The organism is Streptomyces sp. NPDC029956, assembly GCF_055574655.1.
On the sequence record NZ_JBVHZJ010000003.1, the window covers coordinates 186,500 to 208,376 of the forward strand.

Annotated in this window: 19 protein-coding genes; 12 read left to right on the forward strand and 7 right to left on the reverse strand. The window is 73.8% G+C overall.

Annotated elements, in window-relative coordinates; genetic code table 11:
* The first annotated feature begins 60 nt into the window (after positions 1–60).
* Entirely contained in the window at positions 61–1,347 is a 1,287-nt protein-coding gene (locus tag ACZ4XX_RS03345) for a hypothetical protein (RefSeq protein ID WP_468506297.1), read from the forward strand.
* A gap of 121 nt (positions 1,348–1,468) precedes the next feature.
* On the opposite strand, the gene ACZ4XX_RS03350 is transcribed toward ACZ4XX_RS03345, so the two are convergent.
* Together ACZ4XX_RS03350 and ACZ4XX_RS03355 are read right to left on the reverse strand one after the other, a co-directional pair.
* Positions 1,469–3,160: a bifunctional 3'-5' exonuclease/DNA polymerase gene (locus ACZ4XX_RS03350; protein ID WP_468506298.1), complete on the reverse strand. Its 1,692-nt coding sequence runs from the start codon at positions 3,158–3,160 to the stop codon at positions 1,469–1,471.
* 169 nt (positions 3,161–3,329) lie between these two features.
* The gene (locus ACZ4XX_RS03355) at positions 3,330–4,574 is read right to left on the reverse strand and encodes a helix-turn-helix transcriptional regulator (RefSeq protein ID WP_468506299.1); all 1,245 of its coding nucleotides are present in this window, start codon (positions 4,572–4,574) and stop codon (positions 3,330–3,332) included.
* Between the two features lie 141 nt (positions 4,575–4,715).
* On the opposite strand from ACZ4XX_RS03355, the gene ACZ4XX_RS03360 reads away from it, so the two are divergent.
* Together ACZ4XX_RS03360 and ACZ4XX_RS03365 are read left to right on the forward strand one after the other, a co-directional pair.
* Positions 4,716–5,657 carry an NADP-dependent oxidoreductase gene (locus ACZ4XX_RS03360; RefSeq protein WP_468506300.1) on the forward strand — a complete coding sequence of 314 codons (942 nt, stop codon included), beginning with the start codon at positions 4,716–4,718 and terminating at the stop codon, positions 5,655–5,657.
* 68 nt (positions 5,658–5,725) lie between these two features.
* A complete protein-coding gene (locus tag ACZ4XX_RS03365) occupies positions 5,726–6,310 on the forward strand; it encodes a GNAT family N-acetyltransferase (RefSeq protein ID WP_468506301.1) in 585 nt (194 codons plus the stop codon).
* Positions 6,311–6,495: 185 nt separating this feature from the next.
* On the opposite strand, the gene ACZ4XX_RS03370 is transcribed toward ACZ4XX_RS03365, so the two are convergent.
* The 3 genes from ACZ4XX_RS03370 to ACZ4XX_RS03380 form a co-directional block, all read right to left on the reverse strand.
* Complete coding sequence (locus ACZ4XX_RS03370) at positions 6,496–8,646, reverse strand: ABC transporter permease (RefSeq protein WP_468506302.1); 2,151 nt, start codon at positions 8,644–8,646, stop codon at positions 6,496–6,498.
* Positions 8,640–9,374 carry an ABC transporter ATP-binding protein gene (locus ACZ4XX_RS03375; protein ID WP_468506380.1) on the reverse strand — a complete coding sequence of 245 codons (735 nt, stop codon included), beginning with the start codon at positions 9,372–9,374 and terminating at the stop codon, positions 8,640–8,642. Before ACZ4XX_RS03375 ends, ACZ4XX_RS03370 begins: the two co-directional genes overlap by 7 nt.
* Before the next feature lie 308 nt (positions 9,375–9,682).
* Entirely contained in the window at positions 9,683–10,498 is an 816-nt protein-coding gene (locus ACZ4XX_RS03380) for an NAD(P)H-binding protein (RefSeq protein WP_468506303.1), read from the reverse strand.
* A gap of 83 nt (positions 10,499–10,581) precedes the next feature.
* Here ACZ4XX_RS03380 and ACZ4XX_RS03385 point away from each other — a divergent pair, with 83 nt between their 5' ends.
* On the forward strand, positions 10,582–10,971 hold the full coding sequence (locus ACZ4XX_RS03385) for a winged helix-turn-helix transcriptional regulator (protein ID WP_030323364.1): 390 nt from the start codon (positions 10,582–10,584) through the stop codon (positions 10,969–10,971).
* A gap of 212 nt (positions 10,972–11,183) precedes the next feature.
* Positions 11,184–12,275, forward strand: coding sequence for a DUF2786 domain-containing protein (locus ACZ4XX_RS03390; protein WP_468506381.1), 1,092 nt, complete (start codon positions 11,184–11,186; stop codon positions 12,273–12,275).
* A 146-nt stretch (positions 12,276–12,421) separates the two neighbouring features.
* Here the strand turns inward: ACZ4XX_RS03390 and ACZ4XX_RS03395 are convergent, their stop codons facing one another.
* Entirely contained in the window at positions 12,422–13,309 is an 888-nt protein-coding gene (locus tag ACZ4XX_RS03395) for a hypothetical protein (protein WP_468506304.1), read from the reverse strand.
* A 65-nt stretch (positions 13,310–13,374) separates the two neighbouring features.
* Between ACZ4XX_RS03395 and ACZ4XX_RS03400 the strand changes: the two genes are divergently transcribed.
* The 5 genes from ACZ4XX_RS03400 (at position 13,375) to ACZ4XX_RS03420 (ending at position 18,408) form a co-directional block, all read left to right on the forward strand.
* Positions 13,375–15,444, forward strand: a complete 2,070-nt coding sequence (locus ACZ4XX_RS03400) for an FUSC family protein (protein WP_468506305.1) — start codon at positions 13,375–13,377, stop codon at positions 15,442–15,444.
* A 142-nt stretch (positions 15,445–15,586) separates the two neighbouring features.
* Positions 15,587–16,228 carry a hypothetical protein gene (locus ACZ4XX_RS03405; RefSeq protein WP_468506306.1) on the forward strand — a complete coding sequence of 214 codons (642 nt, stop codon included), beginning with the start codon at positions 15,587–15,589 and terminating at the stop codon, positions 16,226–16,228.
* A 366-nt stretch (positions 16,229–16,594) separates the two neighbouring features.
* Positions 16,595–17,137, forward strand: a complete 543-nt coding sequence (locus ACZ4XX_RS03410) for a SigE family RNA polymerase sigma factor (protein WP_468506382.1) — start codon at positions 16,595–16,597, stop codon at positions 17,135–17,137.
* Between the two features lie 116 nt (positions 17,138–17,253).
* Positions 17,254–17,955: a hypothetical protein gene (locus ACZ4XX_RS03415; RefSeq protein ID WP_468506307.1), complete on the forward strand. Its 702-nt coding sequence runs from the start codon at positions 17,254–17,256 to the stop codon at positions 17,953–17,955.
* A gap of 240 nt (positions 17,956–18,195) precedes the next feature.
* Positions 18,196–18,408, forward strand: coding sequence for a DUF397 domain-containing protein (locus tag ACZ4XX_RS03420; protein ID WP_173861569.1), 213 nt, complete (start codon positions 18,196–18,198; stop codon positions 18,406–18,408).
* Positions 18,409–18,550: 142 nt separating this feature from the next.
* On the opposite strand, the gene ACZ4XX_RS03425 is transcribed toward ACZ4XX_RS03420, so the two are convergent.
* Complete coding sequence (locus ACZ4XX_RS03425; protein WP_468506308.1) at positions 18,551–19,048, reverse strand: ATP-binding protein; 498 nt, start codon at positions 19,046–19,048, stop codon at positions 18,551–18,553.
* Between the two features lie 306 nt (positions 19,049–19,354).
* Here ACZ4XX_RS03425 and ACZ4XX_RS03430 point away from each other — a divergent pair, with 306 nt between their 5' ends.
* Positions 19,355–20,227 (forward strand): helix-turn-helix domain-containing protein, encoded by an 873-nt coding sequence (locus ACZ4XX_RS03430; protein ID WP_468506309.1) that lies wholly within the window; start codon positions 19,355–19,357, stop codon positions 20,225–20,227.
* A 101-nt stretch (positions 20,228–20,328) separates the two neighbouring features.
* The gene (locus ACZ4XX_RS03435) at positions 20,329–21,786 is read left to right on the forward strand and encodes an aldehyde dehydrogenase family protein (protein ID WP_468506310.1); all 1,458 of its coding nucleotides are present in this window, start codon (positions 20,329–20,331) and stop codon (positions 21,784–21,786) included.
* The last annotated feature ends 91 nt before the right edge of the window (positions 21,787–21,877 follow it).

Sequence of the window (21,877 nt, forward strand, 5' to 3'; positions counted from 1 at the left end):
CCCGCGGACGTTCCCCTTCCACGCTTCTTCATCCCCCCGACCGGAGACGGTGAATTCGACATGCCTCAGAACGAAGGCCCCCAGTACGAAGGGTTCGAGGACGAGCTCGGCGCGATCCTGCGCCGCACCGGCGAAGGCTTCGCCGCCGACGACCGGCGCGAGCTGGTCGAGGGCGGGCTGCGGCGCGGCAGGCGCCGCCTGGTCCGCCGTCGCCTCGCGGTGACCGGCGGCGTCCTCGCGCTCGCCGCCGTCGGCATCGGCGGCGCGTACGGCGGCGCGCTCCTGTCGCCCGCCGCGGACGCCCCGGCCACCTCCGTGGCGGCCCCGCCCAAGCCGACCGGCACCGTCGACCCCGTCCCCGGGAAGCAGATGCCGGGCGAGGCGGAGATCCCGGTCCAGGACCTCGCCGCCGCCCTCAAGGCCAACACCCCGGCGGGCACCTGGGAGTTCGACGGCCTCGACGGAGTCGGCCAGTCGGTCAACGGCGTCTTCGACGACGGCAACGGCAAGGCCGCCGTCAGCGTCGGCCTCTTCCGCACGGGCACCGGCGAGGCGGGCGAGGACCAGGTGGCCTGCCCGGACGAGGTCGCCGTCCCCTACGACGACTGCACGGAGGAGACCCTGGCGGGCGGCTCCCGGCTCATGATCCTCCAGGGGTACGAGTACCCCGACAAGCGCGAGGAGACCAAGCAGTGGCGTGCGGTCCTCCTCACCCGGGACGGCTACCTGGTCGACGTGAGCGAGTACAACGCCGCAGCGGAGAAGGGCGCTCCCGTCAGCCGTGAGAACCCGCCCTTCACCCCCGCCCAGCTCAAGGCGCTCGTCACGGCTCCCGCCTGGGGCCCGCTGGCCGCCCAGTTGCCCGAGAACGTGGACATGTCCGGCGCCGGGGACGCGGCCCTGGCGCCGGTCGAGCCGAGCGCCGCCGACGTGATGAACACCCTCACCTCGCTCGTGCCCAAGGGCCTCACGGTCGCCAACAAGGGCGGGCAGTCCGGGTACGCCTACGTGGTCGTCGACGACGGCAAGGGCAAGAGCCTCGTGCAGATCAACGTCCAGCCGAACATGTCGGACGTGGCCGGCTCCCTCTTCGGCAGCGGGGACGTCACCACGCTCCCCGACGGCCGCAAGGTCAAGCTCACCCAGCAGCCGGGCGAGAAGGGCGGCGAGGGCGTCGTCTGGTGGACCGCCGACACCATCACCCCGGAGGGCTTCCGGGTCGTCGTGTCCGCCTTCAACGCCGGCACCCAGCACGAGGCGGCCACCCGCGCCGAGCCCGCGCTGACGATGAAGCAGCTGAAGGCGATCGCACTGAGCCCGAAGTGGCAGAAGCTACCGCTGAAGTAGCGGCCGCGACGCCGGACGGGCCCCGCACGCACGGGCGTGCGAGGCCCATCCGGCTGGCCGCGACGCCGGACGGGCCCCGCGCCGCACAGGCGTGCGAGGCCCATCCGGCTTTCCCCCGCGGCTACTTCGCGTCCGCGTACCGCTCCACCGTGGCCACCGTGAACGGGAACCGCACCGGCGTGTCCCCGAACGCGATCCGGCCCGCCTCGTCCCCCGCCGCCCGGATCGCCGCCGTGACCGCCTCCGCCTCCTCCGCCGGGCAGTGCACGATCACCTCGTCGTGCTGGAAGAACACCAGCTCCGCCCGCATCCCGGAGAGCGCGCGCCGCAACGCCGCCAGCATCAGCAGCGCCCAGTCGGCCGCGCTGCCCTGCACCACGAAGTTACGGGTGAACCGGCCCCGCGCCCGCGCGTTCCCGGAGGCGTAGCCAGGGGTGAACTCCCCCTCCTCCGCAGCCGGTTCTCCGCCCTCCTGTGGAAGCCCGGCCTCCTCGTCCTCGCCCGAGCCCACCGCCCGCGGGCTGGTCCGGCCCAGCCAGGTCCGTACGAGCCGGCCCTCCTCGCCCGCCTTCGCCGCATCGTCGACATAGGCCACCGCGCGCGGGAAGCGGCGCCGCAGCGCCGCCAGGTTCTTCAGGCCGTCGCCGCTGGTCTGCCCGTAGATCGCGCCCAGGAGTGCGATCTTGGCGTGGTCGCGGTCGCCGGAGAAGGCCCGGTCCGAGAGCCGGGTGTAGAGGTCGTCGGGGTGCCCCGCGACCTCCATCAGACCCGGGTCCCGGGAGATCGCGGCGAGCACCCGCGGCTCCATCTGGTCGGCGTCGGCGACGACCAGACGCCAGCCCTCGTCCGCGACCACCGCACGCCGGATCACCTTCGGGATCTGCAGGGCCCCGCCACCGTTGGTCGTCCAGCGGCCGCTGACCGTGCCCCCGGGCAGGTACTCCGGCCGGAAGCGGCCGTCCCGCACCCAGTCCTGGAGCCACGACCAGCCGTGCGCCGTCCAGATCCGGTACAGCTTCTTGTACGCGATCAGCGGCTTCACCGCCGGATGGTCGAGCTCCTCGAGCTCCCAGCGGCGGGTCGACCTCAGCCGCACCCCGGCCTGCGCGAAGGCCTTCACCACATCGGCGGGCAGGTCAGGCCGGACCCGGCGCCCGAAGGCCGCCGACACCTCGTCCGCGAGCTCCGCGAGGCGGCGCGGCTCGCCCCCGCCCGCGTACCGCTCGCCGAGCAGCTCGTGCAGCAGGTCCCGGTGCACGTCCGCCCGCCACGGGAGGCCCGCCCGGTGCATCTCGGCGGCCACCAGCATCCCCGCTGACTCGGCGGCCGTGAGCAGCCGCATCCTGCCCGGGTGCTCCGCCCGGTCGTGACGGCGCAGCTGCTCCGCGTAGACCGCGAGGACCCCGTCGAAGGGCACGGAGACGACGGGCCGCGGCTCGAAGAGCGAGTCCTGCGAACCGGGCTCGGCGCCGCGCTGCGGGGGATCGGGCGGCACCGGGGCGTTCCGCAGGCGCGCCCAGGCCGCCGCCGCGGAACGGGGCTCGCCGAGCCGCCCCTCGTGGCCCAGGAGCAGCTGCTCGGCGTCCTCCACGTCGTAGCACCGATCGACCCGTACGCCGCCGGCCAGCAGGCGCGGGTACACCTCGGCCGTCGACCGCCACACCCAGCGGGCGACCCCGGGCCTGGCCCGTACGGCCGCGACCAGGTCCGGCTCGCGCCGCACGTCTCCGGCGGGCAGGCCGTCCGGGCCCAGCGGAACGAGCAGCGCGCCGTCCCCCTCGGCTTCGGCTGCGAGTGCCCACCGCTCGGTCATGGGTGCGAGTCTGGCATCCGGCACTGACAGCGCCGGTGAGGCGGACCGGTGCGCTCCGGCCGCGCCTCGCCGCCGCTCGGTGGTGGGCATGCGTTCCGCGCCTCGGCCGTGGGCAACTGTTCCGCCCCAGCGGAACGACTGCCCACAACGCTGGGTCCCCCCGCAGGTGCTACGCCGCCGCGTGGAACAGGGCCGCCGCCTCTCCCCGGGAGTCGACGCCGAGCTTGTTCAGGATGTTGGCGACATGGAACTTCACCGTCGACTCGCTGATGTGCAGCTCCTCCGCGATCCGCCGGTTGCGGTGCCCCAGCGCCAGGTGCCGCAGGACCTCCACCTCCCGCTCGCCGAGGCCGGTCAGCGGGTGCGCCGCCTCGACCGGCGCGGCCGGCGCCGCCAGCGGGATCACCGCCGTGATCGTCGTGCCCCAGCCGGGCACCGCGTCCATGTCGAGCCGCCCGCCGAGCACGTCGAGCCGGTCCTTGATCGTGCCCGCGCCCAGGTCGCACGGGGCCAGCGCGCCCGCGCCGTCGTCCCGTACCGAGGCCCGCAGCTCGTGTTCGGTCAGCTGCCAGCCGACGTGGATCCGGCGCACCGAGGGCTGTTCGAGCACGATCAGGAGCAGGGACCGGACGATCGCCCGCGCGCTGTGCGCCACGTCCGCCGCGAGCGAGCGGTCCGAGTCGGGCGCGCCCAGGTCGAGCCCGACCTGGCTGTGCCGCAGCATCGGCCGGAGTTCGGCGGCGAGCCGTTCGAAGGCGTCCGGTGCCGGCTCCTCCGCGAGGGCCCGGTCCTGCCGTTGCGCCGCCCGCATCTCGATCAGCGCCGACGCGGCCAGGTCGGTCGCGGTCGCCCGGGCCGTCGTGTCGTCCAGGGCCCGGCTGCGCAGCACCCCGAGGACCCCGGAGAGGGCCGCGGAGTGCGTGGCGGTCAGCTCCGCGATCACCCGCGCCCGGGTGTCGGCCGCCGCCCGTGACCTGGCCAGGGCCCCCGGCATGGCCTCCGTCGCGAACCGGTCGAAGTGGCCGGACACCAGGTCCCACAGGGCCTGCGCCACGGCGAGTTCGGCCTCGCCCGCCGGGACGCCGCCGTCCTCCCGTACGAGCACGAGCACCGCCCCGCGCCGGGTCGCGTGGCTGGTGACGGCCACGACCTCGCGCTCCCGGCCGCCGATCGTCGCCGTCCCCTGCCACGGGCTCCCGGGCACGCCGGCCGCGAGCAGCGGGGCCAGTTCGGAGGAGGTGAGCAGCTCCGTACCGCCGAGGGCCTTGAAGGGGGAGTGGGCGCAGTGGGTGGAGAGTTCGGCCGCGTCCACGTGCGGGACGAGCGGCGCCAGGGCGGCCGAGACCTTGGGGAGGATCTCCCCGAGCGGCTGCCGGATGATCTCGTACGCGGTGGTCAGCGTGTGCGCGTCCATGCGAGGGAGCGTACGCGGGGAGGGGTGGGGGGCGGCCGGTCTTTCGACCAGGTGTGACTGGCCGTTGGGAGGGCGGGGAAGGGGTGGTCGCGGCCGCAGGCTGGGACCCGTCGAAGTGAACGGGCGGCTGTGGAGGCTGAGATGGAAGCGATCGTGTACGAGGAGTTCGGCGGTCCCGAGGTGCTGCGTCACGCGGCGGGTGTCGCCGTACCGGAGCCCGGCCCCGGCGAGGTCCGCGTCAAGGTGGCGGCCGTCGGGGTCAACCCGGTGGACTGGAAGCGCCGATACGGCTGGGTCGAGGAGTTCTACCCGACGACCTTCCCCGCCGTCCCCGGCCTGGAGTTCGCCGGCACGGTCGACAGGCTGGGCGAGGGCGTCACCGGTCTGACGGTCGGTGACGAGGTCCTCGGCTGGACGAAGACCGGCGCCTACGCCGAGTACGCGATCGCCGGCATCGTCGCGCCGAAGCCGGCCGGGCTGTCCTGGGAGGCCGCCGCGAGCCTCCCGGTGGCCGGCGAGACGGCGCAGCGGGTCCTCGACCTGCTCGGCGTACGGGCGGGCGAGACGCTGTTCCTGCACGGTGCGGCCGGGGTCGTCGGCTCGGTGGGCGTCCAGCTCGCCGTCGCCGCCGGGGTCACCGTGATCGGCAGCGCGTCCGAGTCCAACCACGCCTACCTGCGCGAACTCGGCGCGATCCCGGTGGCGTACGGGGAGGGCCTGGCCGACCGGGTGCGGGCCGCCGCCCCGGACGGCGTCGACGCGGTCTTCGACGCGGCCGGGCACGGGGTGCTGCCGGTCGCGATCGAACTCCTCGGCGGGAACGGGCCCGACGGGGTCGAGGCGGAGAAGGAGCGGATCGTGACGATCGCGGACGTGGACGCGGAGAAGTACGGGATCGTGTTCTCCGGGGTCCTGGGCGACCCCGAGGCCGTACGGGCCGGACTCACCGCGCACGCGCGCGGTGCGGCGGCCGGGACCCTCGCGGTCCGGCTCGCCGACACGCTCCCCCTGAAGGAGGCGGCGCGGGCCCAGGAGCTGAGCGAATCGGGTCACGTGCGGGGGAAGTTGATCCTGGTCCCGTAACCCCGCTGTCGGGTGAGAGGATCCGTCCGCCGCGCGGGGCGGTCCTGACCTGGAAGGCGACGACGACGATGTACGCGACACCCCTGGGAGACGACGGCGCGGAGCTGCGGCCGCTCGAACCGTGGCAGGCGGAGGAGTTCCTGGCGCACATGGACCGGGGCCGCGAGTTCATCGGGGCGCGCAACGGCCTTCCCGACGTCGTCACCGACCTGGAGTCGAGCCGGTCGTTCCTCCGGCTCTACGCGGAGAAGGCGGCCGCCGACTCGGGCCGCATCCACGGCATCTGGTCCGACGGCACCCTCGTCGGCGCGGTGATCCTCCGGCAGCTGGACACGAAGAGCGGCCGGGCCGAGGCGGGCTGCTGGCTGGAGCCGGCGGGCGTCGGAAAGGGCCTGGTGACCCGGGCCGCGCGGACGCTCATCGACTGGGCGATCGAGGTACGCGGGATCCACCGGGTGGAGTGGGTGGTCTCCTCCGACAACGAGCCGAGCATCGCGGTGGCCCGCCGCCTCGGCATGAGCAGGGACGCCGTCCTGAGGGGCAGCCACCCCTACCGGGGCCGACGCCACGACGAGGAGGTCTGGTCGGTCCTCGCCCCGGAGTGGAGGGCGGCGAGGACCGCGTCCACGGGGGCGGGTCCGAGCGGGGCCTGAGCGGGTTCCGGGTCGGGGGCCGGGCGGGGCCGGGGGCGTCACGGGGGGCGCCCCCGGTCCCGGTCCCGGACCTGGTCCCGTTCCCGGGCCCGATCCCTGTCCGGGGCCGGATGGAGGCAGGCGTGGACGGGGCGGTGACCCGGCTCCGACCCCGGTCACCGCCCCGTCCGTCCCACCATCGCCGCTCAGCGCGTCAGGCGCCACGCGGGGAGGGCCGACGCGGCGATCGCGACCGCCGCGCACACGCCCGCCGCCATGCCCACCGTGGCCCACGGGAGGGCCAGGGCCATCGGGGCCGAGAGGGCGGCGAGCCCCGCTCCCAGGGTGCCGAGGACCAGCGCGGTGACTGCGAGGCCGAGCAGGGTGCCGATCGCCACGGCGAGGGTCGCCTCGCCCGTCACCACCCGCAGGATCTGGGCCCGGGTGGCCCCGGCGAGCCGAAGGGAGGCCAGTTCTCCGCCGCGTACGGAGGTCGCCATGAGCAGGGTGTTGGCGAGGCCGATCACCGTGTAGACGAGGGCGATGCCGAGGACCAGGGCCATGCCGAGCCGCGCCTGCGGGCTGCCGCTCGACGGGCGCTCGGCGTCGGCCCACGCGTCGGCCGTCCTGACGGTGCCGCCGCTCGCCTCCAGGGCCCGCACCGTGGCCGTACCGCCGCCGCGGGCGTCGATCCGGTCGGCGACGGAGCCGGGGGCGTTCGCCCGGGTGACGTACGGGCCGTTGTCGCCGGTCCCGAGGGCGAGGACGGCCGCGATCCGGAGCCGTACCGGACCGGTCCCGTCCGCCCGCCAGACCTCGACGGTCCCGCCCACCCGGCGATGCTCGAACTCCTCGTTGACGACGATCGACCGGTCGTCGAGGTCCCGTGGATCTCCGGCGACCACGGGCAGCCGGGCGAGCTCGGCGAAGGCCGCGGGGTCGGTGACCGCCCGCGCCCCGTACTTCACGACGGCCGCGTCCCCGTCCCGTACGAAGACCGAGGTCGGCCCCGTGGGGGAGACCACGGCCCCGGCGGGCGCCGCCACCGGCCGCAGGGCCCGGCCGGCCACCACGTACTCGGCGGTCGTCTGCTCGCGCCCTTCGACCGCCTTCGCGTGCGTGACGCTCGTCGCCGAGCCGAAGAGCGTCCCGGCGAGCGCCACGGTCACGAGGACGGGGGCGGCGACGGCGGCCGTACGGCGGACCGAGGCGGCGCTGTTCTCCCGGACCAGCGTCCCCACGGCCCCCCGCAGCCTCAGCAGCCGGGCCATCGGCCGGACCAGGAGCGGGGAGAGCAGGGCGATGCCGGTGATCAGGAGCATCGGGAGGGTCGTGTACGTCTTCCGCTTGAGCAGCGCGGACGGGTCCGTGACGTACGTCTGGACGAGGAGCCCCAGGCCGGCCAGGAGCAGTCCCGTACCGAGCAGGGCCCGGCCGAGGGGCAGGGTGTCGGCGTCGACGTCCGCCTCGCGGAGCGCCGCCGTCGGGCCGACCTTCCCGGCCCGCCGGGACGCGGCGACCGCCCCGCCCAGGGCGACGGTCACGCCCGTCCAGAACGCTGCGTGGAAGGGCCAGGCCGGGCCGCCGACCGTGAACCACTCGGGCGCGAGCCCGCCGTCGACGAGGGTCCTGGCGAGCAGCGGCGCGCCGGCCGCGCCGAGCGCGCACCCGGCGGCGGAGGCGAGGACGCCGAGCGCCGCGGCCTCGGCGAGGAGCAGTCGGCGGATCTGTCCGGGGGTGGCTCCGGCGGTCCTGAGCAGCCCGAACTCGCGGCGGCGCAGGGCCACGGCGAAGGCGAAGGTGGAGGCGACGACGAAGACGGAGACGAAGGCGGTGACGCCGCCGGAGGTGCCGAGGAGGGCGTTGACGCCGACGAGCGCCTCGGCGTCCCGGTCGTGGCCGGGGTCGGCGCGCCGCCGTTCGTCGCCGGTGAGGACCTGGGCGCGATCGCCGACGAGGGCCCGGACCTCGGCGGCGGGGGCGTCGACGCCGACGGCGTCGGGACCGCCGGAGGGAGTGAGGGAGGGGCCGGCGGAGGGACCGTCGGAGCGGGTGACGGTCCACCGGGCCTCCAGCTCGCGGAGCAGTTCGTTGTCCACAGGCTGTGGACGGTCGAGTCGCTGCGCCACGGACGCGGTCCCGGGGCCGCGCCGTACGTCCAGTGTCAGCCGGTCCTGACCCTGCACCACGACGGGCGAGGAGGCGAACCGCTGAGGCGCACGCTCCGGTGCGTGGAAGGTCGCGGACAGTCCGAGGCCCATGGTGGCGAGCAGCCCCACGCCGAGCGCGAGGGCGACGAACCCGCCGAGGAAGGAGGCCCAGCGGGCACGGAGGCCGGAGAGGACGACGATCAGCACGGGACGCTCCCGGTGGGGGAGGCGGTGCTGCGGGCCTGACCCGGCTCCAAGGACGGCTCGACGGTCTCCGGCGCGGTCATCCGTGCTGCGACCGTCTCCGGCGCGGTCATCCGTGCCGCGACCGTCTCCAGCGCGGTCATCCGTGCCGCGACCGTCTCCACCGTCGGGGCCGGAAGCTCGCCCGCCACGTGCCCGTCGACGAGAAAGACCACACGGTCCGCGCGGGCCGCCGCCACCGGGTCGTGGGTGACCATGACGATCGTCTGGCCGTCCCGGTCGACCAGCTCCCGCAGCATGTCGAGCACCTCGCGGCTCGTCGTCGAGTCGAGCGCGCCGGTCGGCTCGTCGCCGAAGAGAACGGCCGGACGCGTGATCAACGCCCGTGCGATCGCCACTCGTTGCTGCTGTCCGCCCGACAACTCGCCCGGCCTGTGCCGCTCCCGCCCCGCGAGCCCGACGCGGGCCAACGCCTCCCGTACCTCCGTACGGGACGGACGGCGGCCGGCCAGCCGGAGGGGCAGGGCGACGTTCTGCGCGGCCGTGAGGGCGGGCAGCAGGTTGAAGGACTGGAAGACGAACCCGATCCGGTCCCGCCGCAGCAGGGTCAGCCGCCGCTCGCTCAGCCCTTCGAGGGCGACCCCGCCGACCTCCACCCGACCGGAGGTGGGCCGGTCGAGCCCGGCCGCGCACTGGAGCAGCGTGGACTTTCCGGAGCCCGAGGGGCCCATGACGGCGGTGAAGGTCCCGGCGCGGAAGTCGAGGTCGACGCCGTCGAGCGCGCGGACGTCCCGGTGGTGACGGGTGAGGCGGCGGAGCCGTACGGCAGCGGTGGAGGCCGTGGCGGAGGTGGCGGCGGAGGCCGTGGCGGAGGTGGCCGCGGGCGTCGCCGCCGGGGTGGCCGCCGGGGTGTGCGAGGGCGTCGGAGTCATGGCTCAAGCGAACCGTTCTCGCGGCCGCCGATCACGACCACTGGCGGGCGTTCAGGGGGTATGCCTGGCCCTACCTCCGCGCCGGGGTCAGCCCTCCCGTACGGCCTTCACGAACGTACGGCCCTCACGAACACGTCCAGCACGTCGAGCGGCTCGCGGCCGCCCAGCAGCGTGCGCAGGTCGCTCTCCACCCCCGTACCGTCCATGAAGCCGTGCGCGATCGCCGAGTACGTGCTCGCCAGCATCGGCACCTGGAACGGCACCGCCCCGGACGCGGCGATCGCGGCGCGGGCGTCGGCGAGCGTGCCGGGGGCGTACGTGGCGCCCACGGCCTCCGCGAGGTCGGCGCCGCCGAGGGCGCGCTCGCCGGCGAGCTCGTACACCCGGTTCCGGTGGGCGGACGGGTCCGTCGCGACCGAGACTGCGATGTCGGCGAGGTCCGCGCGGGCGACGGCGGCGAGGCGGCCCTCGCCCAGCGGGCCCGTGATCCGGTTCTCGGCGTCGGGCGTGGCGATCCAGGTCAGGAACTCGGCGTAGAGGCCGTTGCGGAGGAACGTCCAGTCGAGGGTGGCGGAGCTCCGCAGCCGCCGCTCGGTCCAGCGGTGGGCGAGCGCGTACGTGAGGTGGTCGCCGTCGCCGGAGAGGCTCGTGTAGACGACGTGCCGCACGCCCGCCGCCTCCGCCGCCGCTATCGCTGCCTCGTGACGGGCCACGACCGTGTCGTCCTCCCCGTAGCCGGCGGAGACGAGCAGCAGCGTCTCCACCCCGGCGAAGGCCTCCGGCAGCGTCTCGGGCGTGTCGAAGTCGAGGCGACGGGTGCCGGGCAGCCCCGCGCGCGTACCGAGGACGACGTCCTCGCGACCGGCGAGCCGTTCGGCGACGAGCGAGCCGAGAGCGCCGGAGACGCCGGTGACGAGCAGCATGGTTACCCCTGGGGCCGTGGTGACGAGGTGATGGCTGAGACCATCGTGGGGGGACCGGGAAGATCGCGGAAGGAGGCACATCGATGTCCGAGGGGCACACGGAGGTAACCACCGAACCCCTGGTGAGCTGTGCGGAGGACTGCGGGGTCCGGGACGTCCAGGACCGGCTCGGCGACAAGTGGACCGTGCACGTGGTCGTCGAACTCGCCGCGGGACCGCGGCGGTTCAGGGAACTCCAGCGGCTCGTCACCGGGATCTCGCAGCGGATGCTGACCCTGACACTGCGCCGCCTGGAACGCGACGGGCTCGTCTCGCGGACGGTGTACCCGACGACGCCGCCGCAGGTCGAGTACGCGCTGACGGAGACCGGGCACAGCATGACCCACCTGATCAAGCAGCTCGTCGACTGGTCGCTCGACCACCGCTCGGTGATCGCCCGGTCGCGCGAGGCTTGGGACACGAGGACGGCGTGAGCAAGAGCAACACCGGCAGGACCGGCAGGACCGGCAGGACCGGCAGCACCGGGAACACCGGCAGCACCGGCAGCACCGGCCGTACTGGCAGCACTGGCAGCACTGGCAGCACCGGCAGCACCGGGAACACCGGGAACACCGGGAACACCGGCGACAACGGGAGGGGCAGTGACGGCCGTACCGGCAGCACGGTCGACAGGGCCTTCGAGGCGCTGTACGCGAGCGACGACGGGTCCCTCGACACGGCGGCGTCGCTGCTGGCCGCCGACCGGGGCGCCGACACGGAACTGGGCCGGCGCGGCGAGGAGTTCGTGCGGACCCTGTGGGGTCGGGGCTGGCAGCCCGCGGACCTGGTCCGCATCGCACGCCGTGACCTCTCCGACGCCCACCTCCTGGTCCTGACCGGCCTGGTCCTGACCGAGACGGCCCGCTACGAGACGCTGCCGCACCGCTGGCGGGCCCAGCTCGACGAGCTGGACGCCGAGCCCGGCCGGCCGACGGACCGCTTCTCGTACGCGACGACGGTCCTGGAGCTGTACCGGCTCCTGGTGCGGCTGCCGAGGCTCGACGCGGTCGGACCGGTGCCGGGGGAGGCGCTGCCGCCGGCGACGGCCGGGGAGCCGCGGATGCTGACCCGGATCCGGGCGCTGCTCGCGAAGGCGGAGGCGACGGGGTACCCGGAGGAGGCGGAGGCGCTCACGGCCAAGGCCCAGGAGCTCATGGCGCGGCACAGCCTGGACGAGGCGACGCTCGCGGCGGGAGCGCCGTCGCCGGAGACGCCGGGGGCGATCCGGATCGGGGTGGAGCCGCCCTACGAGCAGGCGAAGGCGATCCTGCTCGACGCGGTCGCGACGGCGAACCACTGCCGGGCGGTGTGGAACGAGACGTACGCCTTCTCGACGGTGGTCGGCTTCGAGGCGGACCTCGACCCGGTGGAGCTGCTGTACACGTCGCTGCTCGTGCAGGGGACGGCGGCGATGACGCGAGCGGAGGCGGAGCAGCGGGCCGGGGGCCGGAAGCGCACGAAGTCGTTCCGGCAGTCGTTCCTGCTGGCGTACGCGAACCGGCTCGGCGCACGTCTCGCGGCGACGTCCCGCCGCGTGGCCTCCGAGGCCCCGACCCTCCTCCCGGCCCTCGCCTCCCGGGACCTGGCGGTCACCACCCGCACGGACGAACTCTTCCCGGAGACCCGCGCCACGCGCGTGCGTGCGGCCTGGGACGAGGAGGGCTGGACGCACGGCGCCTCGGCGGCGGACCGGGCGGGTCTCGGACCGGAGCGGCGCGGGGTCGAGGGCCGCGGCTGAGCGGGCGGGGGTGAGGGCTGGTGCTCAGGGCGGGCTCTGAGGCGGGTGCGTAGGCGACCCGCCCCTGCTCCTGCCGGCCCCGCCCCTCCCGGCCAGCCCGCCCCTTTTGGCCCTCCCGGCCCGCCCTCCCTCCCTGGCCGCCCGCGTCAGCGCCCCCGTCGGGCCCGCCCCTCGGGTGGCAGTGCCCGGTGGGCCAGTCGGACCATGAACGTCTCCGGGGGCTTCCAGACGTTCCGGTCCTCGTACGCCCAGGCGTAGACCAGGGAGCCGTCGCGGACGCAGTCGAGCAGGCCGGGTGCCACGAGTTCGTGGGCCGACCACTCGTACAGCTGCTGGAGGCGTGGCACGATCACGCCGAAGTCGACGAGGCGGCCGAAGCCGACCTCGCCGCGCAGATAGGTCCGCACGCTGTCGCGGAGCGGGTACTCGTCGGGGAGTACGCGGGACAGCTGGAGGAAGACCCCGGCCATGCCCAGCCTCGGGTCCCCGAGGAACGGCGCGAGCGGGCGCAGCGGGCCGAGGGAGAGGCCGGGCGCGGCGACGAGGGCGTGGGAGTAGAGCACGCGGCAGAGGACGACGTTCATGAAGAACCGTTCGGCCTCGGTCTCGGCCTCCGCGAGGTCGCGGTGGCCGAGGTAGCCGGCCACCACGCTCCCGTTGTGCGCCCGGTACCAGGCGCGGGCGGTGGGGTAGTGGACGAAGGACAGCCAGTGGTGGACCGAAGGGGACGAGGACCGTCCCGGAAGCCCCCCGCTCAGCCCCACCGCCTCGCAGCCGTCCCGAAGGATGCGCTCGTTCACCGCACGCCACCACGGGCTGCCGGGCCGGTCGGCGAAGCCCGGCTGGAGCACGCCCCGCCGCAGCTGCCAGCGCATGAACGACATCGCCGCCCGGCGGAACGGCAGGTGCTGGGGCGCCTTGCCGAACGGGCCGTAGTAGCACCGCTCCATCAGCGCCATCCGCCCGGCGGGGTCGTCCCGGACCGAGGCGACCTGCCGCACGGCCCAGTCGGCGGCCGTGACATCGGACGTCATGCACACAGAATCCCATGAGCGGGCGAAATGGGACGTTATGCACCTGTCGCGGATACGCTCGGGGCATGAGCTGGCTCCGGGCGTTGAAGGAGACCGCCCGCTCCGGGCTCACCGTCGAGCGGCGGCGGCTCGCCCCCGTGATCGCCGCCCGCGCCGCCCTCGGGCTCGCCCTCGTCATGGGCGTCTCGCTCGCGCTCTTCGGCCCCGCCGTCGCCGCCTCCTCCGCCTTCGGCGCATTCCAGGCGGCCATCGCGACCTTCCAGCGTTCCTGGCGCCCCCGCCCCACCCTCGCCCTCGCCTCCGGCGCCAGCCTCGCCGTGTCGACCTTCCTCGGCTATCTCGTCGGTACCGAGGAGATCCTCTTCCTCGCCCTGCTGATCCTCTGGACCTTGGTCTCGGGCCTCGCCTGGGCCGCGGGGCCCACCGCCGGAATGATCGCCTCCTCCAACGTGGCGATCATGCTGGTGACCGTCACCCTCCCCACCTCCGTCGCCACCGCCGCCGGCCACGCCGCCATGATCTTCGCGGGCGGTGTCGTCCAGGCCGGTCTGGTCGTCCTCCTTCCGGTACGCCCCTGGGGCGCCCAGCGCGACGCCCTCGCGGACGCGCTCGCCGCGGAGGCGGACTACGCCCGCCGCCTGCGCCACGACCCGGTCGCACCGTTCGACCCCCTGCCCCTCATGACCGCCCGCAGCGCGGCCGCCGTGACACCCGGCCAGGCCCGTCGCCGCCCGGCGGAGCTCCACGGCGCCCGCGGCCTCGCCGAGCGCATCCGCCCGGTTCTCGCCTCCCTCGCCGACCCGGCCGTCGGCGTCCCGGAGGAAGGCCCGGCACGCGCGCGCGTGCGGGAGCTGCTCGGGGCGGCGGGCACCGTCCTGGACGCCGCCGCGCACGCGATCCGGCACGGCGAACCGGTCACCCTCCCGGCACCCGCCGTCGCCACCCTCCACGCCCCGGACACCCTGTCGATCCTGCACGGCCCGCCCCGCCGCGCCGCCATCCGCCTCACGGCGCTGCTCGGCGACGTCGTCGACACGGCCGATCCGAGGACGGAGACCTCGGGCCACGGCGCCATACCCCGGGAGCGCCCCACCCTCGTCCGTCTGACCCCGATCGTCGCGGCGAAGGTGCGTGCCGAGATGCGCCGGGACTCGCCGATCCTGCGCCACGCGATCCGCGTCTCGGCGGTCACGGCCGCCGGCTACCTGCTGGGCACGGTCCTCCCCCTCGGGCACGGCTACTGGGCGCCGATGGCCTCGGTGATGGTGATGCGCCCGGACTTCTCGCAGACGTACGCGCGCTCGGTGGCGCGGTTCGGCGGCACCCTCGTCGGGGTGGCCCTGGCGACGGCGGTCGTGCAGTCGGCCCACCCGGGCGTGTACCTGTCGGCCGGGCTCGCGGTCGTGTGCGCCTTCGCGATGTACCTGTTCATCCGGACGGGGTATGCCGCCAGTCAGGTCTTCGTCGCCGCGTACGTCGTCTTCCTGCTCGGCATGGAGGGCGTCGGCGTCGGCCAGACCGTACGGGACCGGGTGACGTTGACCCTGCTCGGCGGGGTCCTCGCCATGCTGGCGTACGCCGTCTACCCGGCCTGGGAGACGCCCCGGCTGCGCGGCCGGCTCGCGGACTGGCTGGCGTCCGTCGGCGGGTACGGGGCGGTCGTCATCGCGCGGTACGCCGACCCGATCGGGCCCGGAAGCCCTGATGTCCGCGAGGCGCTCCTGAACACCCGCGCGGCCCGTGTCGCCTGGCAGGAGGCCGTGGAGCGGGCGACGCACGAGCCCGTGCGGCACCGGGGCCTCTCGCACGCGGCGACCGAACAGGCCGACCACGCGCTCGCGGAGTTCGGGCGGGTGGCGATGCTCATGGAGGCGCACCTGCCGGAGCCCGGCGCCCCGCCCGTGCCGGCCGCCGCGACCCTCGCGGAGTCCCTGCGGCGGGCGACGGAACGGGGCGCCAAGGACGTACGGGAGCGCAGGGAACCCGGCTGGGACGACCTGCGCGAGACGGTCGACGCGTGGTCCGACGACGCTCCGGACCACTTCCTGCTGCACAAGGGCGCTGTCCTCCTCCTGGAGGCCCTGGACGAGGTCACGACGGCCCTGACGGAGTCCACGCGGGCGCGTGCGCGGTAGTTCCCGCCCTCGGCGGCGGGAAGTTGTCCCGCACGAATTTCTCGCGCTTGTCATCCGGCATGCGGCCGGGCGGAGTTGGTAGGGGAAGAGGGGCGCGGAGGTACGCGGTCCTCCACCGGCATCCCATCCCAGGAGCAACCGCATGAAGAAGTACTGGCTGGCGGCCGCCGGCGTCGTGGCCGCCGTGGCGATCGCGGCACCGTCGGCCGTCGGAGCGCCCGAGACCGCCGAGGCCTCCACCGCCTCCACCGCCGCCAAGGCCTCCACCACGGCCGTCGCGACCGGAACCGCGGCCCGGACCGAGCCCGCCGAGGTCACCCCGGCCAAGGCCGCCGCGCCCGCCCCGAACCCGGTCCGCACCGTCCGTCCCGGTCAGCGCGTGGACGCCGGCAGGGGCTTCACCGTGTGGCTGACCCGCGACGGCAAGCACTGGACGGGCCCGGACGGCTACGAGAACTTCCGCAGCGTCGTCGACGGCAACATCGACCGCTCCGAGCCCGGCGTCAGCCACCAGAGCGAGGGCGACGCGACGGGCGTCTTCCACTCCGGCCTCTACTACGGGACCCGGAAGGCGGGCCGCGTCGAACTGAGCGACGACGAGGGCCACAAGACCGTCGCCACCCTCATCGCCCTGCCCGGCCGCCCCGACTGGGGTGTCTGGTACGCCCACACGGGGCCGACCAACGGGAACGGCGGCAGCAGCCTCGACGTCACCCTCTACGACCGCTCGGGCAGGCTCCTCGCCGAGCTCCCGGGCTTCGACTTCCCGGCCGGCCGCGGCTGACCGGGACGGAAACGTGGCGGGGCCCGGCACGGGGCGGGCCCCGCCGCCTCCCTCACCCAGCTCCACCGCCCCACCGCCCCACCGCTCCACCGCCCCACCGCCCCACCGCCCCATCGAGCCACCGCCCACCGACCGATCGCGAGGTCCGACACCGTGCCGCACGAGTCCGTCACCGAGGTCACCGAGGTCGCCGAGGTCAAGGCGGGCGCCGGGACTGCAGGGGCGATCGCGACCACCGGGGCTGCAGACGTCACCAAGACGACCGGGACCACGAGGGCGACCGGGACCACCGGGACCACCAGGACCACCGGGACCAGCGAGATCACAGAGATCGCAGAGAGAACCGAGATCACCGGGACCACCGTGATGGCCGCGACCTCCGAGGACGACGGTTTCACCGAGTTCGCCGTCGCCGCCTGGCCGCGTCTGGTGCGTACGGCCCAGCTCCTGACCGGGGACTTCCACGAGGCCGAGGACCTGGTGCAGACGACGCTCGCCAAGGTCTACGCGCGGTGGCGGCGGGTCCCGCGCGGGGAGATCGACCTCTACGTGCGCCGGGCGCTGATCAACAACAACCTCAGCCGGGTCCGCCGGAAGCGGGTCGTCCATCTCCTGACGCCCGTCCTGCCGGAGTCGCTGCGCCACACCACAGCGGGTCATGCGGAGGCGGTCGAGCAACGCACCGCGCTCCTGGCCGCGTTAGCGGATCTGACCGCTCGTCAACGCGCGGTCATGGTGCTCCGCTACTGGGAGGATCTGACCGAGCTGGAGATCGCGAGCGTGCTCAACTGCTCGATCGGCACGGTCAAGACCCACGCCCGCCGCGGTCTGGCCGCGCTGCGCTCCCACCCGGGGCTCGTCACCGTCCCCGCCCCGTCTCTCCCCGCCCCTACCGGAGCCCGACGATGACCCCCGCAAGGCCGACGACACCGCCCGACCCCCAGCCCGACCCGCGACCCGACCCCGATCGCCGTTCGCGCCCCCACCGCGGTCCCGGGCCCCGCTCTGAGTCCGACCTGCACGCGGTGTTCGCGCGGGCCGCCTCCGACATCACCCCGGGTCCGGTCCCGCTGGCGGCCGTCCGGCGGGCGGGCCGGGCACGCCGGCGGCGCCGTACGACCGTGCTTTCGGCCCTCTCGGTGCTCGCGGTCGCGACGGCCGTGGTGGCCGTCGTCGTCGTCCTGACTCCCGTACGCCCGACCCCGGCGGCCTCGGGTCCGGCCCCCGTCGCCGTCCCGCCGACCGTCGTCCCGACCTCGGCGCCGTCCGTACGCACGAGCGAGAAGCCGCCGCCGCCGGAACCGACCCCGATCAAGGTCGTGGCCTCCGGCGAGCGGGTGAACGCAGGGAAGGGCTGGCAGGTCTGGCTGACGGCGGAGGGCAAGCACTGGGCCGGGCCGGACGGCTACGAGAACGTCCGCAGCGTCACCGACGGCAACATCGACGTGGCCGAGCCGGGCGTGAGCCACCAGAGCCAGGGGGGCCCGAAGGGGGCCTTCCACTCGGGGCTCTACTACGGCACCCGTGCCGCGGGCCGCGTCGAGCTGAGGAACGCCGAGGGCCGCACGGTCGTCGCCACCCTGCTCGAACTCCCGGGCAGGCCGGGCTGGGGCGTCTGGTACACGCACACCGGGCCGGGGATGGGGGAGGTCGGCACGGCGCTGTACGACCGGGCGGGCAAGCTCCTCTCCGAGCTGCCTCTGATCCCCAGGGGCGACGCCGGCTGAGCGGGGACGGTGCCTTCCTGGGCGCTCGGACGAAGATCGCGACCCGTAGGGTGAGGGGTGGGCGAGGCGCTGTACTCGCTGGTAGCACGCTCTGTCGCGTAGCCGCTACGCCACCCCCCGTGCACGTGCATCTGCTCATGCATTGGCATATGAACACAGCTATGATCCGAGGAAGTTGACACCTGCACCAAGCAACTCGGGGAGCTACCAGTGCATCATGCGCATCGCGCGTACAACGGCATGGCGGCCACGGAGCTGCGAGGCGTCGTGTGGCAGAAGAGCAGGCACAGCAACTCCCAGGGATCGTGCGTGGAGTTCGCCAAACTGCCGGGGGGAAACGTTGCCGTACGCAACTCGCGCCACCCCGAAGGCCCCGCCCTCGTCTACACGCCCGCGGAGATTGAGGCGCTCCTCCTCGGCGTGAAGGACGGCGAGTTCGACCACCTGGTGTGAGCGGACACGCGTGCGCGGGCCACGGCCGGCGGACGGCGAGCCGCGGACAGCGAGACGTGCATGAGGTCAGACGGACATACGGAAGAAGGGCCCCGGCGGATGCGCCCGGGCCCTTCTTCCCTGCGTGCGGTGTGCGGTGCGGCTACTCCGGCCCTATCCGGAACAGCGCCCACACCACTTTGCCCCGCAGCGTGCCGGCGAGCGGATGCCACCCCCAGCTGTCGCTGAACGAGTCCACCAGGAACAGTCCGCGTCCCGACTCGGCGGCGAAGTCCTCCTCGCCGCCGCGCGCCTCCGGGCTCTCCCTGCTGGGGTCGCGCACGGCGCACACCAGGCGCGAGGACCAGCGCATCAGATGCAGGCGAACCGGTGGGTTCTGGCCTTCTTCCTGGGGCGCGTCGGCGGGCACCGCATGGCGCAGCGCGTTGGTGACGAGCTCGGAGACGACCAGGGCCACGTCGTCGAAGCGCTCGGCCAGATCCCAGCGGTCGAGCGTCGCACTGGTGAACTTCCGGGCCCCGCGCACGGCTTCGAACCGCGCGGGCAGCGCGCACGATGCGGAGGTGGAGACGGCGCCGGGATCGATCGGCGGAAGGCCCTGCCGTAACGGCTCGAGCACGGTCGATCCATTCGTCCCCATGCGAGGCACTCCCGGGAATCGCGACTGTGGTGCGACAACACGACAACACGAACGAGTACGCGGCTGCGCGGGGTCCATGGTTCCGAATGCGACCACTGGATGCAAGGGCAGATGCACGTGCACGCGCCGGACCTGTCCGTCCCCGTGCCTAATCTGTGCATAAGTCGTCCGCCTCCGGAGGGCAACTTTCCGCTACTGCCCGGAACTCGCCGTCTTTCCGTAATCGAATGTGTACGCGCTGAAGCGTTTGGTGGCAGAATCCGGGGCTCGACGGGGGCTCGACACCGTAAGGGGAGGCTGGGAGCCGTGACCGCAGGCGAATCGGGCGGAGCGAGCGGGAGTGTGGTGCGGCGCATCCTGCTGGGCTCACAGCTGAGGCGGTTGCGCGAGTCGCGCGGGATCACCCGCGAGGCGGCCGGTTACTCGATCCGTGCGTCCGAATCCAAGATCAGCCGTATGGAGTTGGGACGGGTGAGCTTCAAGGCCAGGGACGTCGAGGATCTGCTCACGCTGTACGGGGTCGGGGACGAGGCCGAGCGCGGCTCGCTCCTCGGGCTCGCCCGCGAGGCCAACGTCGCCGGCTGGTGGCACAGCTTCGGCGACGTCCTGCCGGGCTGGTTCCAGACGTACATCGGCCTGGAGGGCGCCGCCTCCCTCATCCGTGTCTACGAAGTGCAGTTCGTCCACGGCCTGTTGCAGACCGAGGCGTACGCCCAGGCCGTCGTCACCCGGGGCATGCCCGACGCCCCGGCCGCCGAGATCGACCGCCGCGTCGCACTCCGCCTCGAACGGCAGAAGGTCCTCGTCTCCGAGCGCGCCCCGCAGTTCCACGCCGTCCTCGACGAGGCCGCGCTGCGCCGCCCCTACGGCGACCGCTCCGTCATGCGGGGCCAGTTGAGGCATCTGATCGAGATCTCCGAACACCCGGGCGTCACGCTCCAGATCATGCCCTTCAGCTTCGGCGGGCACGCCGGCGAGAGCGGCGCCTTCACGATGCTGAGCTTCCCCGAGTCCGACCTCTCCGACATCGTCTACCTGGAGCAACTCACCAGCGCCCTCTACCTCGACAAGCGCGAGGAGGTCGCCCAGTACCAGCGCGTGATGGAGCGACTGCAGAAGGAAGGCCCGGATCCGGCCGAAAGTCGTGACCTTCTGCGGGGACTCCTCCAACTCACCTGACACATCAGTACGATGACGTGACATCAGTTCCGACGTTTCGGCGTTTCGACGTCACTTCTGTCATCCGTGCGGAAGTAGAGCGGGTAGAGGGGTCTCGATCCATGTCGCACTTCACCGACCTGGCCCACCAGTACATCGACGGCGAGTGGAAGCCGGGCAGCGGCTCGTGGGACATCATCGACTTCAACCCCTACACGGGGGAGAAGCTCGCGTCGATCACGGTCGCCACCGCCGGTGAGGTCGACCGCGCGTACCGGGCCGCGGAGCGCGCCCAGGCGGAGTGGGCCGAGACGAACCCCTACACCCGCCGGCTCGTCTTCGAGCGCGCGCTGCGGATCGTCGAGGACCGCGAGGAGGAGATCGCCGAGACGATCGTCGCCGAGCTCGGCGGCACCCGTCTCAAGGCGGCCTTCGAACTGCACCTCGCCAAGGAGTTCCTGCGCGAGGCGGTGCAGCTGGCGCTGCGCCCCGAGGGGCGCATCCTGCCGTCCCCGGTCGACGGCAAGGAGAACCGCGTCTACCGCGTCCCGGTCGGCGTCGTCGGTGTCATCTCCCCCTTCAACTTCCCCTTCCTCCTGTCGATCAAGTCGGTCGCGCCCGCGCTGGCCCTCGGCAACGCCGTCGTCCTCAAGCCGCACCAGAACACCCCGATCTGCGGCGGCACCCTCGTCGCCAAGGTCCTGGAGGAGGCCGGTCTGCCGGCCGGTCTGCTGAACGTCGTCGTCACCGACATCGCCGAGATCGGCGACGCGCTGCTGACCCACCCCGTCCCGAAGGTCATCTCCTTCACCGGCTCCGACAAGGTCGGCCGTCACGTCGCCACGGTCTGCGCGCAGAACTTCAAGCACGCCGTCCTCGAACTCGGCGGCAACAGCGCCCTGATCGTGCTCGACGACGCCGACGTGGACTACGCGGTCGACGCGGCCGTCTTCAGCCGCTTCGTGCACCAGGGCCAGGTCTGCATGGCCGCCAACCGGATCCTGGTGGACCGGACGGTGGAGGAGGAGTTCACCGAGAAGTTCGTGGCGAAGGTGAAGACCCTGCGCGTCGGTGACCCCGCCGACCCCGCCACCCACATCGGCCCGCTCATCAACTCCCAGCAGGCGGAGGCCGTCTCCTCGCTCGTCGACCAGACGGTCGAGGCCGGCGCCACGGCGCTCCTGCACGGCACGGTCGACGGCAACCTCGTCTCCCCGTCCGTCCTCACCGGCTTCGCCCCGGACGCCCCGATCCTGGGCCAGGAGATCTTCGGTCCGGTCGCCCTGATCGTCCCGTTCGACGGCGAGGAGGAGGCCGTGCGGATCGCCAACGACACCCCGTACGGGCTCAGCGGCGCCGTCCACACGGGGAACGTCGAGCGGGGCGTACGGGTCGCCAAGCGCATCCACACCGGCATGATCCACATCAACGACGGCACCGTGCACGACGAGCCGATCGTGCCCTTCGGCGGTGAGAAGCACTCCGGCATCGGGCGGCTCAACGGCGAGGCGATGGTGGAGAGCTTCACCACCCAGAAGTGGATCTCGATCCAGCACGGCCGGAGCCGGTTCCCCTTCTAGGACAGTAGTTGTCCGCAAGGGTCCGTAGCGTAAGGGGTGTCGAGAAGGTCGGGGCCTACCCGGACCGGGCGACACAAGCGATTCGGCTACG

Coding starts and splice junctions, on each gene's coding strand:
- ACZ4XX_RS03345 (WP_468506297.1), top strand. CDS start 61: ATGCCTCAGAACGAAGGCCCCCAGTACGAAGGGTTCGAGGACGAGCTC.
- ACZ4XX_RS03350 (WP_468506298.1), bottom strand. CDS start 3,160: ATGACCGAGCGGTGGGCACTCGCAGCCGAAGCCGAGGGGGACGGCGCG.
- ACZ4XX_RS03355 (WP_468506299.1), bottom strand. CDS start 4,574: ATGGACGCGCACACGCTGACCACCGCGTACGAGATCATCCGGCAGCCG.
- ACZ4XX_RS03360 (WP_468506300.1), top strand. CDS start 4,716: ATGGAAGCGATCGTGTACGAGGAGTTCGGCGGTCCCGAGGTGCTGCGT.
- ACZ4XX_RS03365 (WP_468506301.1), top strand. CDS start 5,726: ATGTACGCGACACCCCTGGGAGACGACGGCGCGGAGCTGCGGCCGCTC.
- ACZ4XX_RS03375 (WP_468506380.1), bottom strand. CDS start 9,374: ATGGGCCCCTCGGGCTCCGGAAAGTCCACGCTGCTCCAGTGCGCGGCC.
- ACZ4XX_RS03380 (WP_468506303.1), bottom strand. CDS start 10,498: ATGCTGCTCGTCACCGGCGTCTCCGGCGCTCTCGGCTCGCTCGTCGCC.
- ACZ4XX_RS03385 (WP_030323364.1), top strand. CDS start 10,582: ATGTCCGAGGGGCACACGGAGGTAACCACCGAACCCCTGGTGAGCTGT.
- ACZ4XX_RS03395 (WP_468506304.1), bottom strand. CDS start 13,309: ATGACGTCCGATGTCACGGCCGCCGACTGGGCCGTGCGGCAGGTCGCC.
- ACZ4XX_RS03400 (WP_468506305.1), top strand. CDS start 13,375: ATGAGCTGGCTCCGGGCGTTGAAGGAGACCGCCCGCTCCGGGCTCACC.
- ACZ4XX_RS03405 (WP_468506306.1), top strand. CDS start 15,587: ATGAAGAAGTACTGGCTGGCGGCCGCCGGCGTCGTGGCCGCCGTGGCG.
- ACZ4XX_RS03410 (WP_468506382.1), top strand. CDS start 16,595: ATGGCCGCGACCTCCGAGGACGACGGTTTCACCGAGTTCGCCGTCGCC.
- ACZ4XX_RS03420 (WP_173861569.1), top strand. CDS start 18,196: ATGGCGGCCACGGAGCTGCGAGGCGTCGTGTGGCAGAAGAGCAGGCAC.
- ACZ4XX_RS03425 (WP_468506308.1), bottom strand. CDS start 19,048: ATGGGGACGAATGGATCGACCGTGCTCGAGCCGTTACGGCAGGGCCTT.
- ACZ4XX_RS03435 (WP_468506310.1), top strand. CDS start 20,329: ATGTCGCACTTCACCGACCTGGCCCACCAGTACATCGACGGCGAGTGG.